Source organism: Pseudomonas sp. DE0157 (genome assembly GCF_007678615.1).
GTDB classification, from domain to species: Bacteria; Pseudomonadota; Gammaproteobacteria; order Pseudomonadales; family Pseudomonadaceae; genus Aquipseudomonas; species Aquipseudomonas parafulva_B.
Genome location: NZ_VEJN01000005.1, coordinates 151,115 through 165,118, shown reverse-complemented (window position 1 = coordinate 165,118; position 14,004 = coordinate 151,115). Strand labels below are relative to the sequence as shown.

The window sequence follows — 14,004 nt, the reverse complement described above, 5'->3', positions numbered from 1 at the left end:
GGTGGCGCGCTTTAGATCTTGGGGCCGCTTTGCGGCCCATCGCGGCACGAGGCCGCTCCCACCCGGGGAGGTGGGAGCTTTCAAATGCGGTGCTAGGCAGGCGATAACACGGCGTGAAGCACAGGCCTAATCGCACCTGTGGGAGCGGCCTCGCGCCGCGATGGGCCGCAAAGCGGCCCCAGGGTATCAGTCCGCACATCAATAGCGATGGCTGCAAAGGCACGACCACCCCCTCGAGCGCCAAACCCAATAGGCAGGCCAAGCACTTACCGCTCCACCGGCCCCTGGCGACGCTGCAAGTAAACCCAGTCCACGATATCGCCCTGGGGCGAATAGCCGTTCACCATCTCGCGCAGCAACTGCCGCACGCGGGTGAAGTCGTCTTCGGCCACCGCCGCCAACAACAGCGTCAGCCCTTCGCGCAACCGCTCCCACGCCAGATAGTCCTCATTGGCCGCCATGATCATCGGGTGCGCGGTGGGCGATACGTCGTCGCCGATCAGCAGCTCCTCGTACAACTTCTCACCCGGCCGCAACCCCGTAAATTCGATGGCGATGTCGCCCTGGGGGTTGGAGGAGCTGCGCACGCTCAAGCCCGAGAGGTGAATCATCTTCTCCGCCAGCTCGACGATGCGCACCGGCTCGCCCATGTCCAGCACGAACACATCCCCACCCTGCCCCATGGCCCCGGCCTGCACCACCAGTTGCGCCGCCTCCGGGATGGTCATGAAGTAACGCGTGATCTTCGGGTGGGTAACGGTCAGCGGGCCACCCGTCTTGATCTGCTGGTGGAACAACGGGATCACCGAACCGGACGAGCCCAGCACATTGCCGAAACGCACCATGGTGAAGCGGGTCTTGTTCACCCGCGCGATCTTGTTGCAATCGCCATACAGCACCGGCGCCGCTTCCCGGCTAAGCGCCTGCAGGATCAACTCGGACAAACGCTTGGTGCTGCCCATTACATTGGTCGGGCGCACGGCCTTGTCGGTGGAGATAAGCACGAAGTTGGCCACCCCGGTCTGCAACGCCGCCTGGGCCGTGCACAAAGTGCCGTAGACGTTGTTGAGAATGCCTTCGGCGATGTTGTGCTCGACCATGGGCACATGCTTGTAGGCGGCGGCATGGTAGACGGTATCCACACGCCAGGTGCTCATCACATCGACTAGATGCTGCTGGTTGCGCACCGAGCCCAGGATCGGCAGCAGCTGCACCGACAGCGACTCCCGGGCCACGCGCTGCTCCAGCTCGCTGAGAATGCTGTACAGGTTGAACTCGGCATGGTCCAGCAGCAGCAAGGTCTTGGGCCCAAGGCCGATGATCTGCCGGCACAGCTCGGCGCCAATGGAGCCACCGGCACCGGTCACCAGCACCACCTGCTTGTGAATGCAGCGCTCCAGCAAGCCTTCCTGCGCGGGCACCGGGTCGCGGCCCAGCAAGTCGGCAATGTCCACGTCCTGGATATCGTCCACCTTCACCCGGCCAGTGGCCAGGTCGGCAAAGGCCGGCACGCTTCGCACGTGCAGCGGGTACGGTTCGAGCAGGGCGAGAATTTCCCGGCGCCGCGCGCGGGTGGCCGAGGGCAGTGCCAGCAACACCTCCTGGGCGCCGGTTTCCTTGAGCATCTGCTGCAAGTGCTTGGGCTTGTACACCTGCAACCCGGAAATGACCCGGTTGGCCAGGTCGCCGTCATCGTCGAGGAAGGCCACCGGGCGCATCACACGGCCCATGCGCAGCGCCGCCAGCAACTGGTTGCCGGCGGTACCTGCGCCATAGATAGCTACCTTGATTTGCCCGTCGTCGCGGTTGGCGAAAGGGATCTGATGGGCGCCGGTGAACCAGTCGCCCAGAAAATACTGGCGCATGATCAGGCGCAAGCCACCGATGATCACCATGCTCAACCACCAGTAGTTGAAGATGGTCGAGCGCGGTACCACGGCCTCGTGGTTGCTGTACCAGTACACCACCACTGCCAGGATGAGCGAAGACAGGGTCACCGCCTTGATGATCGCCACCAGCGCATCGTTGCCGAAGTAGCGCATCACCGCCCGGTACATGCCAAAGCGGATGAACAAGGGAATAGCCACGCACGGCGCGGCCATGAACAGCCAGGTGTGCTCGACGATGGGGTTGTACATTTCCTCCACGCCCAGCCGCACGATGAACGACAACCACAAGGCGAACCAGATAAGGACAATGTCCGTGCAGACCTGGATGAGGCGTTTCTGCCGGCGTGACAGGGTGACCAGAAACTGCCGTAGCCTGTCGTTCTTTGCGTTGCTCATCCGGTTTTCCTCATGGCTACGCCAAATTGTGAAAATGACCAGAGCGACTGCCGAACATACAGCCCTGTACAACCCTGATTGCGCCTGCCTTGCTGGAGCATGCTATTCCTTCTCCCCTGCCCGGTAGGCAATTGCCAACAGTATCAGAGGGGCATAGGCCACCAAGGTTCCGGTTGCCCCATCCAGTTTGAGCACCACCACGACCAACGCGACGGGCAGCAGCCAGCCCAGGTTGATGGCCGCCACCGCCAGGCTTACCGGCCGGTGGCGACCGTGGCGCCGCGAGGCGTACTGGTAGGCATGGCTGCGGTGTGCTTCGTAGACCCTTTCACCGCGTAGCAAACGGCGCGCCAAGGTGAAGGTAGCGTCCACCACGAACACACCCAGAAGTATTAACCACCCCCAGAAGAGTAGCGGATCTATCCAACCTGCCACGATTGCCAGCAAACCCAGCACGATGCCGAGAAAACCGCTGCCGGCATCACCCATGAAGATACGCGCCGGCGGGAAGTTCCAGATCAGGAAACCGGTGACGGTGGCGGCCAGCAGCAGCGGCAGCCACGCAGCACCCGGCGCACCCGCCAGCCAGAACAGCACGGTGCCACCCAGGCACACACAAATGGCTTCGATGCTGGCAATGCCATCGATGCCGTCCATGAAGTTGTAGAGGTTCAGCAGCCAGACCAGGTACAGCAGCCCCAGCGGCGCGGCTAGCCACAGGGCATGCAACGGCCAGCCGAACACGCTGATTGGCGGCAGGCCACCCAGCCAGGCCAGCCCCCAGGCGGCTGCGGCAAAGTGGCCCAGCAGGCGCCAGCGCGCGGCGATGTGCCCGTGGTCGTCCATGAACCCAATCACGGCCACCAGGCCCCCTGCCCCGAGGATGCCCACCAGCACCGACGGCGCCACATACCCTGCCCAGCCCAGCACCAACACGCCGGCCATGAAGGCCACGACGAAGGCGACGCCGCCGCCACGGGGTGTGGGCAAGGTGTGTGAGCTGCGGGCATTGGGAATGTCCAGCAGGCTGCGCGACAGCGCGTAGCGGCGCAGTGCGGCCGTCATCAGCCAGGTGGCGATGCCTGCCACGATGAGGATGGCGGTCATGGGCGGGGGTTCTCCTTGAAGGCGCGGGCGGTGGCGGCCAGGCCTTGCTCCAGGGTGTAGGGCGGTCGCCAGCCCAGCAGCTGGTGGTTCTTGGTGATGTCCACTTGGAGGGAGCCCAGCAGGCGCTGGGCCAAGTCACGGCGCCCCAGCAGCGCGGCACCCGTTTGCAACAGCGCGGCTGGCACCGGCACCAGGCGGGCGGGACGGCCTAACGCATGGCCAAGGGCCCGCAGCAACTCGCTTAAGGATACATCCTCGCCATCGCTGGCCAGGAACGTCTGGCCCGCGGCCGCAGGGTCATCCACGCAGGTGATGATCAAGTCGACCAGGTTACCCAACGAGACCAGGCTGCGACGGTTGTGTACCGCCCCCAGCGGCAGGGGCACGCCGCGCTCCAGCCAGCGCATCATGCTGAGGAAGTTGGCCTTGACGCCTGGGCCGTAGACCAGCACTGGGCGGATGACGACGACTTCCATGCCCGTTTCGGCGGCTACCGCCTGCAACCCCTGCTCGGCCTCGTGCTTGGAAACGCCATAGGCGTCCTGGGGCGCGGGGGTATCGTCGGCATGCAGGGGCTGGCCCGGCTGGCTGGTTTCGCCATTGACCTTGACCGAGCTGATGAAAATGAAACGGCGCACGCCCGCAGCCGCCGCCTGGCGGGCCAGGTTGAGCGTACCCTGCACGTTCACACGGCGAAATTCGGCCAGGCTGTCGGTGGCGGTTTCCTTCATCACGTGCACGCGCGCCGCCGCGTGCACCACGACGTCTACATCGATAAGGGCCGCTTGCCAGTCAGTATCGGCGCCAAGGTCCGCAACGGTGGCCGCGTCAATGCCCGCCAAAGGCAATGAGCTTCCGCGGCGCAAGGCGGCGCGCGGCGTAAGGCCTTCGACCGTCGCCAGGCGCTGGCACAGGGCGCTGCCGACAAAGCCCGAGGCCCCAGTGATCAATAGTGTGCGTCGTTCCATGAAATCCGTTCTCGGTTCACGCCGGCAGGGCCGGCATGCGGCGATCTTCGCCCTCGTTGTGCCTGACTGACCGGGCTACAAGAGGCCGCGATAAAGCTCGGCGTAGGCATTGGCCATGGCCGATGCGGTAAAGACATGCTCGAAGCGCTGCTGGGCGGCGGCACCCATGGCCTGGGCCTGGGCCGGGTCGTCCCACAGCCGCTGCATGGCCTGGGCCAGTGCCGGTGCGTCGCGCGGCGGTACCACCAGCCCGGTCTGGTCGGCCAGGTTGATGAAGGTGGTGCCGGAGCCCATTTCGCAGGAGATCAGCGGCTTGCCGTACATGGCCGCTTCCAGCAGCGAGATGCCGAAGGACTCCGAGCGCAGGTGCGACGGGAAGGTAAAGGCATAGCACAGTTCCAGCAGCGCCACCTTGTCTTCGTCTGGCAAGCCACCCAGGAACTGCACCTGGCTCAGGCCCGCGTCGCTGGCCTGCTGGCGCAGCTGCTGCTCCAGAAAACCCCCACCCATGATGACCACGGGCAAGCCGCTGATGCGTGCGGCCTCCAACAGGTAGTCCAGCCCCTTGTAATAACGCAGCGCCCCGACGAACAGGAAGAACCGTTCGCCTAACCGTTGCCGCCAGTACGCCAGCTTTTCGGCACTGGCCTTTGGGTACGTGGACCGGTCCAGACCATACGGGATGATCGACACCTTGTCCTTGAACTGGGTCAATACCGGGCTGTGCGCCGCATAGTTGGGCGAGGACGCCACAACCCGGTCGACGCTGGAGAAAAAGCGGTTCATCAGCGGCTGGTACAGCTTGAGCAGCCACTTCTGCTTGACGATGTCGGAGTGGTAGCTGACTACGGTCGGCTTGTTCAGCCGGGTAGCGAAGTGCACCAGGTCCATGTACGGCCAGGGAAAGTGGAAATGCACGATATCGGCCTTGCGGGCCAGTTCGGCAAAGTCCTTGAACGCCGACAGCGAAAAGCCGGTGGAGGCGACATGCAGGTCGAGCTTGGCGCGGTGCGTGAGGTGGTTGGCCACCGGCTCGTTGCGGGCAGCGCCGCGTGAGCTCAGGTACAGCACCTCGGGCTCGATACCGTGGGCCTGGGTGCCTTCGGCGATCTGGAAAATCACCTGCTCGATACCGCCCATGGAATCGGGGTAATAGGTTTTGAAAAAATGCAGGACCTTGATCATCGTTGCTTGACCGCTTGATACACCTTAAGGGTGCCTTGGGCACACCGCTCCCACGAGAAACCACCGGCATGCTGCAAGCCCTGGGCGATGGCCGTGGCGCGCCAGGCTTCGTCTTCCAGGCCGCGTTGCAGCAGTGCGGTCAGGCCATCGACGTCGTCGGGCGCGCACATGAGCGCTGCATTGCCAGCGACTTCCGGCAGCGAAGAGCTGTTGGAGCACACCACCGGCACGCCGGAGCTCATGGCTTCGAGCACGGGCAGGCCAAAGCCTTCGTAGTGCGACGGGAAGGTGAACAGGCGGGCGCCGGCGAACAGCAACGGCAAGTCTTCGCTGGGGGCGAAGCCCAGGTAGCGGGCCCAGCCCTGCTGCTGCGCCTGGGCGATGCGGGCGTGGATGGCCTCGCTGCGCCAGCCTTGGTAGCCGGTGAGGATCAGCGGCCAGCGTTGGCGCAGGGCAAGCGGTAGGCGACCATAAGCGTCGAGCAGGTTCTCGATGTTCTTGCGCGGCTCGATGGTGCCCACGAACAGGCTGTAGCCGCCAGGTTCCAGACCATGACGCGCCAGCGTTTGTGTGAGCGCCTGCGGGCTGCGGGGGTGAAACTGCGGCGAGCTGGCCAGGGGAACCGCATGAATGCGGTCCAACGGCCAGTTGAAGTAATCCGCCAGCTCCTGGCGAATGTAATGGGACACCGTGATCAGCGCATCGGCCCGCTCAAGCGTCAGCATGAGCTCCTTTTGCAAGTACCGGGCGATTTGCGGGGTGTGGCAATGAGCCCAGGTGAACGGCGACAAGTCGTGGAACGTGGCGACGCTCCGGCCTGCGAAGGGCGGCAGGTAAAAGTTGGTGCTGTGGTAGATGAAGTCATCATGCCCACGCAGTGCACGCTTACGCAGAAACGGCATCAGGCGCCGGTAGGCTTCGACAGCCAAGGCGTTTTTCTGGACGAAGCGCTTGAGCCCATGCACGGCATCGGACTGGTCTGCAGGCTTGAGGAGCTCCGGCACGAAGCTGCGCCCGGCAAACAGCCGCAGGTCGTCGATGTCATCGCACTGCTGCAGCCGCGAGGCCAGTTCGTAGGTGTAACGCCCGATACCGGTCAGTGGAAAGCGGACCGATTCGACGGAAAGAATGACCTTCATTGAGCGGCGAGCATCCAACCCAGCGTTTCATCCAGGTCAGGCGTGTGCCAGCCTGGCACCAATGCCCGCAGGCGGGCGTTGTCGCCGCACAAGGTCTTGACCTCGTTGGCGCGCACGAACGCAGGGTTTACCTGCACCTCAAGCGTGTGCCCGGTGATGGCCGAGCACTTGGCAATAACTTCGCGCAGCGAATGGGTAATGCCGGAACTCACGTTCACGGTCTGGCCCACTGCCCGCGCCTCGATCAGGCCGCGGTAGGCGCGCACCACGGCGCGCACGTCGCTGAAGTCACGCCACACATCCAGGTTGCCCAGCTCGATGGCTGGGGCCTTGCGCTGGAAGTGCGAAACGATCTTGGGCAGCAGGAAGTTCTCGGCTTGCCCAACACCTGTGTAGTTGAACGGACGCGTGATGACGATCGGCAGCCGGTCGCACCACAGCCTTGCCATGTACTCCATCGCCAGCTTGCTGACGGCGTAGTCGTTGGCCGGTGCAGGCAGGGTCTGCTCGTCCAGCATCCCTTCGGAAACATTGCCGTAGACATTGGCACTGCTGGCAATGAGCACGCACTCGGGCGCCTTGCCGCAGGCCGCAATGGCTTCGAGCAGGTTGCGCGTGCCGATCAGGTTGACCTGATAGAAGGCATCGGCAGCGCCGTGCCCGACAAACGCAATGGCAGCCAGATGCACGATCACATCCGGCTGCAGTTCGGCCAGCAACGCACGCAGGCCCGGCCCATCGGCCAGATCGACCTGGTGGTAGTCGGGCGCCGCCGAGGGCTGGCTCCCGGTACCGATCACTTCATAACCATTGGCCCGCAATTCGGCCGCCATGTAGCGACCTGTGAAACCATGGATCCCGGTGACGAGTGCGCGTTTGCTGGCCATTTGCATCAGAACGAGAACCCTTTTTCGTTACGACGCAGGTCGGCTTCGACCATCATGCGGCACAGCTCTTCGAGGCTGGTTTTTGGCTCCCAACCCAGTACCTGCTTGGCCTTGGCCGGGTTGCCGATGAGCAGCTCGACTTCGGCTGGGCGGTAGAATTTGGGGTTGATGACGACCAGGACCTTGCCGGTTGCAGCGCAGGTGCCTTGCTCGGCTTCTTCCTTGCCGCTCCAGTTGATCTCGATACCAGCGGCCTTGAAGGCCATGGTGACGAAGTCACGCACGGTTTCGGTGCGGTTGGTGGCCAGCACGAAGGTGTCCGGCTCGTCAGCCTGCAGCATGCGCCACATGCCTTCGACGTACTCTTTGGCAAAGCCCCAGTCGCGCTTGGCGTCGAGGTTGCCCAGCTCCAGCTTGTCCAGCAGGCCCAGCTTGATCTTGGCGACCGAGTCGGTGATCTTGCGGGTCACGAACTCACGGCCACGCAGGGGCGACTCGTGGTTGAACAGGATGCCGCTGGTGGCGAAGATGTTGTACGACTCGCGGTAGTTGATGGTCATCCAGTGGGCGTACAGCTTGGCCACACCGTAGGGGCTACGCGGGTAGAACGGGGTGGTTTCGACCTGCGGGATTTCCTGCACCTTGCCGAACATTTCGGAGGTGGAGGCCTGGTAGAAGCGGACCTTCGGGTTGACGATGCGGATGGCTTCGAGCAGGTTGACAGCGCCCAGGCCGGTGATTTCGGCGGTGGTCAAAGGCTGCTCGAAGGACACACCCACGAAGCTCTGGGCGGCGAGGTTGTACACCTCGGTGGCTTCGGTGGTTTGCAGCAGGCGGATGCTGGCCGACAGGTCAGTGAGGTCGTACTCGACCAGGTGCAGGTTAGGGTTGGTGTGGATACCCAACTCCTCGATGCGCCAGAAGTTAACCGAGCTGGTACGACGGTAGGTGCCGTAGACCGTATAGCCCTTCTCCAGCAGCAGTTCCGCCAGGTAGGCGCCGTCTTGACCAGTGATCCCAGTAACGATTGCTTTCATGCGACTTAACCAACTCCGATAGTGCCGTGCGGGCATGTGTGATTATTGGGGCTTGACGCGGCAGCTCCGAGCCGCGCGTACTCGCTTGCATGCGGCAGTATACATAGGTCGGGGGGAGTACTCGACTCACAAAGTATTGGCGCGCGGCCAGCTGCCGGTCAGGCCTTATTGAGGGGGTTAGGAACCGGCGCGGGAGAATAAGTTCCAGGGGGGAGAATGGCCAGTGATTGGCCTGTAGGAATGGTCTGATTTTGGCTGAGTTCTGAAGGCTGGCCATAGCCCGTGTGGGAGGCTGGCCATACCCCGTGTGGGAGCGGCCTTGCGCCGCGATGGGGCGCGCAGCGGCCCCGGGGATATCTACTGCGAAGCTGCAATCGCGGGGCCGCTTCGCAGCCCATCGCGGCGCAAGGCCGCTCCCACACGGGGTATGCGTAAGGCTCTTAGGAATAGTATCAGGCGTCTGCCAAGCGACGCCTTTCAACCGCCCTACACCCCACACGTCCAATCAGCGACGCGCATCCAGCCGCGCCACGTCACCGCCCGGCAAGGTCGGCTCAGGCACGGGGCTCAGCCACACATTCACGTTGTCCACGCTGTCCTGGTTGAGCTGACCTGCCCAACGATTGAGCAGGAACAGATTGGTGATGAAGTCGTACTGGGTCTTGAGCAAATCACGACGCGCCTTGAACTCGTTCTGCACGCTGGTCAGCACGTCCACCGCGTTGACGACCCCGTAACTGAACGCCTTCTGCGCCGCCACGCTGGACTGCTGGGCCGAGGACAAGGCGTTGCGGTTGGCGCGGATCTTGTCCACCGCCGCCTGGGCCGTGAGGAAGGCCGTGGTGGTTTCCTTCACCACCTGGCGGCGAATGCCTTCGAGCTGTTCTTCGGCCGCCAACTGCTCGTCATACAACCCACGTACCCGGGCCGAGGTAGAGCCACCGCTGTAGATCGGGATCTTCACCCCAAGGCTTGCCACATAGCTGTCGCTGCGCGGCGCCTGGGTGTTGTCGTAACCCTGGTCACTCTGCTGAGCGCTCAGGCTCAGGGACAGCTGCGGGTAGTGCTCGCCCTTGCCTTCACGCACGGCCGCCATAGCCGCCTCGGCACCGCTGCGCGAGGCCTTGAGCTGCGGGTTGGTTTCCACGGCCTGGGTCAACCACTCCTGCAAAGGACGGGTGGGCGCCTGCAGCGCCACATCGTTACGAACCCGGCTCAGCGGCTCGGTGATCGGCCGACCTACGATCTCGGCCAGCGCCTCACGGCTGACCTGCACCTGGTTGCGGGCTTCCACTTCCTGGGCGGCCAGGAAGTCGACGCGCGCCTGCATGTCCAGCTTGTCAGTGATCTTGGCCATCTGCCGGTCGAACATGCTGGTGACGCGGTCCAGGTTTTTTTGCGTGGCGCGGCGTTCGGCCTGCACCAGCGCCAGTTCGTCGTCGGCAGCCAGGGCCACGAAGTAGCGCTTGGCCAGGTCTACCGTGGCCTCGGCCAGGGTGTCCTCGGCTTGCTGGCCCTTCTGGTCCTTGACGCTCTTGGACTTCTGGTACCGCTCCCAGGCCGGCTTGTTGTACAGGTACTGGGTCAGGCTCAACGAATAGCTTTCGTTGTTATAGATGTCACGGTCGATCTCGTTCTTGCGCAGCACGCGGCTGGTGTTGGCGTTGGCCGACACCTGCGGCAGCAAGCCACCCAAGGCTTCACGCTGCTGGGCTTCGGCAGAACGGGCGCGGGCATAGGCGGCGAGCACCCGAGGGTCTTCCAGCCTGGCCTCACGGTACAGGCCGGCCAGGTCCAGCGTGTAGGTTGACGCCGACACCGCCTTGGGCACGTCAGCTGGCGCGCCCTTCCCTTCCACGGCCACCGCCTGGCAGGCGACCATGCACATCAGCATTCCAGGTAGCAAACGCAGCACAATCATTCCTCGATCAGCGATTCGGCGAACATGTTGCGGGCCGGTTTGAGCAGGTACTGCAGCATGGTGCGGTCGCCGGCGTTGATTAGCACTTCGGCTGGCATGCCGGGGTGCAGTTTGCGGTTACCCAGCTTCTTCATGCCATCTTCAGTCACCTGCACACGCACCAGGTAGTAGGTGTCGCCGCTGCGCTCGTCGGTCAGGCTGTCCGCCGAAATGCGCACCAGCTTGCCCTCGATGACCGGCGTGGTGGCCTGGTTGAAGGCGGTGAAACGGATGTCTGCGGTTTTACCCAATTCCAGGCGGTCGATGTCCCGGGTGGCCACCTTGGCCTCCACCACCAGCTCCGACTGGGCTGGCACGATATCCAGGATTGGCGTGGCCGCACTGATCACACCGCCAATGGTGTGCACTTTCATGTCCAGTACCATGCCGCTTTCGGGTGCGCGGATCACCACACGCGACAGGCGGTCACGCAGGGCTGCTTCTTTTTCCTGAAGGTCGAAGACCTGGGCCTGAACGTCCGAAAGCTCGTTTGCCACGTCAGAGTCGAATTTCTTCTTCAGCTGCACGATCTGCAACTCGGTCTCACCGATCTGCAAATTGGTCTTGGTGATGTTGGAGCGGTGGTCCGCCACTTCGGTCTTGAGCATGTCCAGCTTGCGCTCCTGCTCGAGCAGGCGCTGGTTGTCCACAAAGCCCTCGGCCAGCAACTCCTTGAGCTGCTTGATTTCACCGGTGTACGACTTCTCAAGCCCGCTCTTGGTCCCGATCATGTCGTTCAAGCCGGCGATCTGCTGCTTCATCTGCTGGATGCGCTCACGGTTGACCGAAATCTCACCCTGCAACGAGTTGCGTCGCGCGTTGAACACCTGCAACTCACCCGCCATGGCCTCCTGAGCACGGACAGAGTCGGTGCCGTCCATTTTGACCGGTGGAATTTCGTTCAGGCCGTCGCGCTCTGCCCGCAAGCGTGCCTCTTTATAGCGCGCCACGATCAGCTGGTTACGGGTGGACTCGTATTCAGCGCTAAGCTGGGATTCATCCAGCACGATCAGCGGGTCGCCCTTCTTGACCAAATCGCCCTCACGGGCCAGCAGTTCCTTTACGATGCCGCCTTCAAGGTGCTGCACGGTCTTGCGGTAGTTCTGCACGGTGACCACACCGGAACCGTGCACGGCGTTGCTAAGCGGAGCGAAGGCCGCCCAGCTGCCGAAAATGCCGAATGTAACGAAGACAATAGTCAGGCCAATGCGGCGAATGCCGCGGTCGGACGTGGGCATGTCGTCGAAATTGTGATCGAACTCGGTAATCGCTTTACTGCTCATCTACAAATCCTTTCAAACGCCGGGGCTGGTGGTGGCGGCAGGCGAAGCTGCCGGGGCCGCAGGCGGCGCTGCGTTAGGTGCAGCCGGTGGGGCGGCTGGGGGCTGGGCAGCAGCGGGCTGAGCGACCCGCTGCTGCGCCTTGGCCTGCTGGGCGGCCAGCTCGGCAATGACGCGATCACGTTCGCCGTACAGCGAGATGGTGCCCCCTGCCATGACCAGGATACGGTCCAGGCGGGTAAGGATGTTGGGGCGGTGGGACACGATGAACACCGTGGCACCGGTTTCCTTGAGTTTCTGCAAGGCGACGCCCAGGGCACGCTCACCAACATCGTCGAGATTAGAGTTGGGCTCATCCAGCACGATCAGGCGCGGGTTGCCATAAATGGCACGGGCCAAGCCAATGCGCTGACGCTGGCCACCGGACAGGTTGACGCCATCGCTGCCAATGACCGTGTCGTAACCGTCGGGCAGCATGAGGATCATCTCGTGCACGCCGGCCATCTGGGCAGCTTCCACCACCTTCTCCGGGTCGACTTTGTCGAAGCGGGCAATGTTTTCGCTGATGCTCCCTTCGAACAACTCGATGTCTTGCGGCAGGTAGCCGACGTAAGGGCCCAAGGCCTGCTTATCCCAGCTGGCGATGTCGGCGCCGTCGAGGCGAACTACACCGTGCTGAGGGGGCCAGATGCCCATCAGGGCACGCACCAGTGTGGATTTACCGGCCGCACTTGGGCCGACGATACCGACGATGGAGCCGGCGGGCGCTACGAAGCTGATGCTGCGGATGACCGGAGCCTTGGCGCCGGGCGGGGCCACGATGAGGTTTTCGACCTGGATGTGACCTTCCGGAGCAGGAAGCGGCATGCGCTCAGGTTCGTTTTTCAGGTCATCCATGACTTTGCTGAGGCGGTCGTATTGCACCTTTGCGGCGACGAAGCCTTTCCAGCTGCTGATCATCTGGTCGATGGGCGACAAAGCACGACCTAAGAGCAGTGAGCCTGCCATCATCAATCCAGGATTTACCTGATGCGTGATCACCAGGTAGCCACCCGTAGCCAGCATGATGGATTGCGACCAAATGCGAAAGGTTTTGGAGGTAGAGCTCACGATCCCTCCTTTATCGCTAGCATCTGACTGGAGCAGCATTATGTTGCGCTGGCGTTTTGCCCAGCGGTTCATAAGTGTTTCCAGCATTCCCATCGACTCGATGACTTCTGCGTTACGCAACGTTTTTGTAGTGATCACGTTCGAGGCGACGTTTTCCTTGTTGGCGCTGGCCAGTGCCTTACCCGTCACACGATGGTTGATCACTGCTAAGCACGTGAGCACAAGGCCGCATGCTAAGGTGATCCATCCGAACAGCGGGTGGAATACGAACATCACTATCGTATAGATGGGAAACCAGGGTGCATCGAAGAACGCAAACAGCCCTGGTCCCGTGAAGAATTGACGGAGGGATGTCAGGTCGCTCAGAGATTGGGCGGTTGCATCCGAACCGCCACTTGTAAGCGCGCGTTTGAAGCTAGCGCGGTAAACATCACGACTAAGCAAGACATCCAAGCGGTTGCTAATACGCACCATAATCCGTGAGCGCACCCATTCCAGAGCGCCCATGGTGACCACAAGAACCGTCATGATAACGGTGAGCATGATTAGAGTCGACAAGCTGCTGGAAGGGACTACCCGACCCGACACTTGGATCATAAACAATGTGGGCACCAGCATGAGTGCGTTGACAAAGAAGCTGAAAAAGCCCACCGAAAGGAAGCTGCTTTTGCAGGCTCTGAGGGCGGCTTGCAGAGTGTTTTCGGATTGATAACTCATGGTGTCCGTACTGAGGAGTGGCGAAAGCGGCGGGCAGTGTAACACCCACCAAAGAGGGCAGCGTGTCAGATTGCTCCTTGAACCGCTTTGTTCAGCGACGAAGAGCAGAATTTCATGAAATGTTTGATCTGTGGCGGAAACAGACACGTGCTTTGGCGGTCTCAGTGACCAACGGAAGTCGCTGCCATTCGGACGTAACCCATGCGCCATAAAACCATCAGATTGAGCTTAAACCAGACCTTATAACCACAAAATCATGATTTTAAAGGAATTTACCTGCATGCTCATCATCCTACGCTGATACTCGGTTATCAAAAAAAAACGTAGAA

10 protein-coding genes are annotated in these 14,004 nt (G+C 62.3%); all 10 read right to left on the bottom strand.

Annotation, left to right across the window (positions count from 1 at the left end; genetic code table 11):
• Positions 1-266: 266 nt before the first annotated feature.
• The 10 genes from FS777_RS08860 to FS777_RS08815 all read right to left on the bottom strand — a co-directional run bounded on the left by FS777_RS08860 (position 267) and on the right by FS777_RS08815 (position 13,675).
• A complete protein-coding gene (locus FS777_RS08860; protein ID WP_078478172.1) occupies positions 267-2,285 on the bottom strand; it encodes a nucleoside-diphosphate sugar epimerase/dehydratase in 2,019 nt (672 codons plus the stop codon).
• Between the two features lie 102 nt (positions 2,286-2,387).
• Positions 2,388-3,392: a glycosyltransferase family 4 protein gene (locus FS777_RS08855; RefSeq protein WP_078478171.1), complete on the bottom strand. Its 1,005-nt coding sequence runs from the start codon at positions 3,390-3,392 to the stop codon at positions 2,388-2,390.
• The gene (locus FS777_RS08850; RefSeq protein ID WP_058638448.1) at positions 3,389-4,360 is read right to left on the bottom strand and encodes an SDR family oxidoreductase; all 972 of its coding nucleotides are present in this window, start codon (positions 4,358-4,360) and stop codon (positions 3,389-3,391) included. The genes FS777_RS08855 and FS777_RS08850 overlap by 4 nt, the downstream gene beginning before the upstream one ends.
• A gap of 75 nt (positions 4,361-4,435) precedes the next feature.
• Complete coding sequence (locus FS777_RS08845) at positions 4,436-5,545, bottom strand: glycosyltransferase family 4 protein (RefSeq protein WP_058638449.1); 1,110 nt, start codon at positions 5,543-5,545, stop codon at positions 4,436-4,438.
• On the bottom strand, positions 5,542-6,684 hold the full coding sequence (locus FS777_RS08840; protein WP_058638450.1) for a glycosyltransferase family 1 protein: 1,143 nt from the start codon (positions 6,682-6,684) through the stop codon (positions 5,542-5,544). The genes FS777_RS08845 and FS777_RS08840 overlap by 4 nt, the downstream gene beginning before the upstream one ends.
• Positions 6,681-7,577 (bottom strand): GDP-mannose 4,6-dehydratase, encoded by an 897-nt coding sequence (locus tag FS777_RS08835; RefSeq protein WP_145255095.1) that lies wholly within the window; start codon positions 7,575-7,577, stop codon positions 6,681-6,683. Before FS777_RS08835 ends, FS777_RS08840 begins: the two co-directional genes overlap by 4 nt.
• Positions 7,577-8,608, bottom strand: a complete 1,032-nt coding sequence (gmd, locus tag FS777_RS08830; protein WP_058605499.1) for a GDP-mannose 4,6-dehydratase — start codon at positions 8,606-8,608, stop codon at positions 7,577-7,579. The genes FS777_RS08835 and gmd overlap by 1 nt, the downstream gene beginning before the upstream one ends.
• A 505-nt stretch (positions 8,609-9,113) precedes the next feature.
• Positions 9,114-10,529 (bottom strand): TolC family outer membrane protein, encoded by a 1,416-nt coding sequence (locus tag FS777_RS08825; RefSeq protein ID WP_027914282.1) that lies wholly within the window; start codon positions 10,527-10,529, stop codon positions 9,114-9,116.
• Positions 10,526-11,851, bottom strand: coding sequence for an HlyD family type I secretion periplasmic adaptor subunit (locus tag FS777_RS08820; RefSeq protein WP_145255092.1), 1,326 nt, complete (start codon positions 11,849-11,851; stop codon positions 10,526-10,528). The genes FS777_RS08825 and FS777_RS08820 overlap by 4 nt, the downstream gene beginning before the upstream one ends.
• Positions 11,852-11,863: 12 nt before the next feature.
• Complete coding sequence (locus FS777_RS08815) at positions 11,864-13,675, bottom strand: type I secretion system permease/ATPase (RefSeq protein ID WP_145255196.1); 1,812 nt, start codon at positions 13,673-13,675, stop codon at positions 11,864-11,866.
• Positions 13,676-14,004: the final 329 nt, after the last annotated feature.

Bases quoted from the DNA above. Each gene is read 5' to 3' on its own strand.
- FS777_RS08860 (WP_078478172.1), bottom strand. From the start codon at position 2,285: ATGAGCAACGCAAAGAACGACAGGCTACGGCAGTTTCTGGTCACCCTG.
- FS777_RS08855 (WP_078478171.1), bottom strand. From the start codon at position 3,392: ATGACCGCCATCCTCATCGTGGCAGGCATCGCCACCTGGCTGATGACG.
- FS777_RS08850 (WP_058638448.1), bottom strand. From the start codon at position 4,360: ATGGAACGACGCACACTATTGATCACTGGGGCCTCGGGCTTTGTCGGC.
- FS777_RS08845 (WP_058638449.1), bottom strand. From the start codon at position 5,545: ATGATCAAGGTCCTGCATTTTTTCAAAACCTATTACCCCGATTCCATG.
- FS777_RS08840 (WP_058638450.1), bottom strand. From the start codon at position 6,684: ATGAAGGTCATTCTTTCCGTCGAATCGGTCCGCTTTCCACTGACCGGT.
- FS777_RS08835 (WP_145255095.1), bottom strand. From the start codon at position 7,577: ATGCAAATGGCCAGCAAACGCGCACTCGTCACCGGGATCCATGGTTTC.
- gmd (WP_058605499.1), bottom strand. From the start codon at position 8,608: ATGAAAGCAATCGTTACTGGGATCACTGGTCAAGACGGCGCCTACCTG.
- FS777_RS08825 (WP_027914282.1), bottom strand. From the start codon at position 10,529: ATGATTGTGCTGCGTTTGCTACCTGGAATGCTGATGTGCATGGTCGCC.
- FS777_RS08820 (WP_145255092.1), bottom strand. From the start codon at position 11,851: ATGAGCAGTAAAGCGATTACCGAGTTCGATCACAATTTCGACGACATG.
- FS777_RS08815 (WP_145255196.1), bottom strand. From the start codon at position 13,675: ATGAGTTATCAATCCGAAAACACTCTGCAAGCCGCCCTCAGAGCCTGC.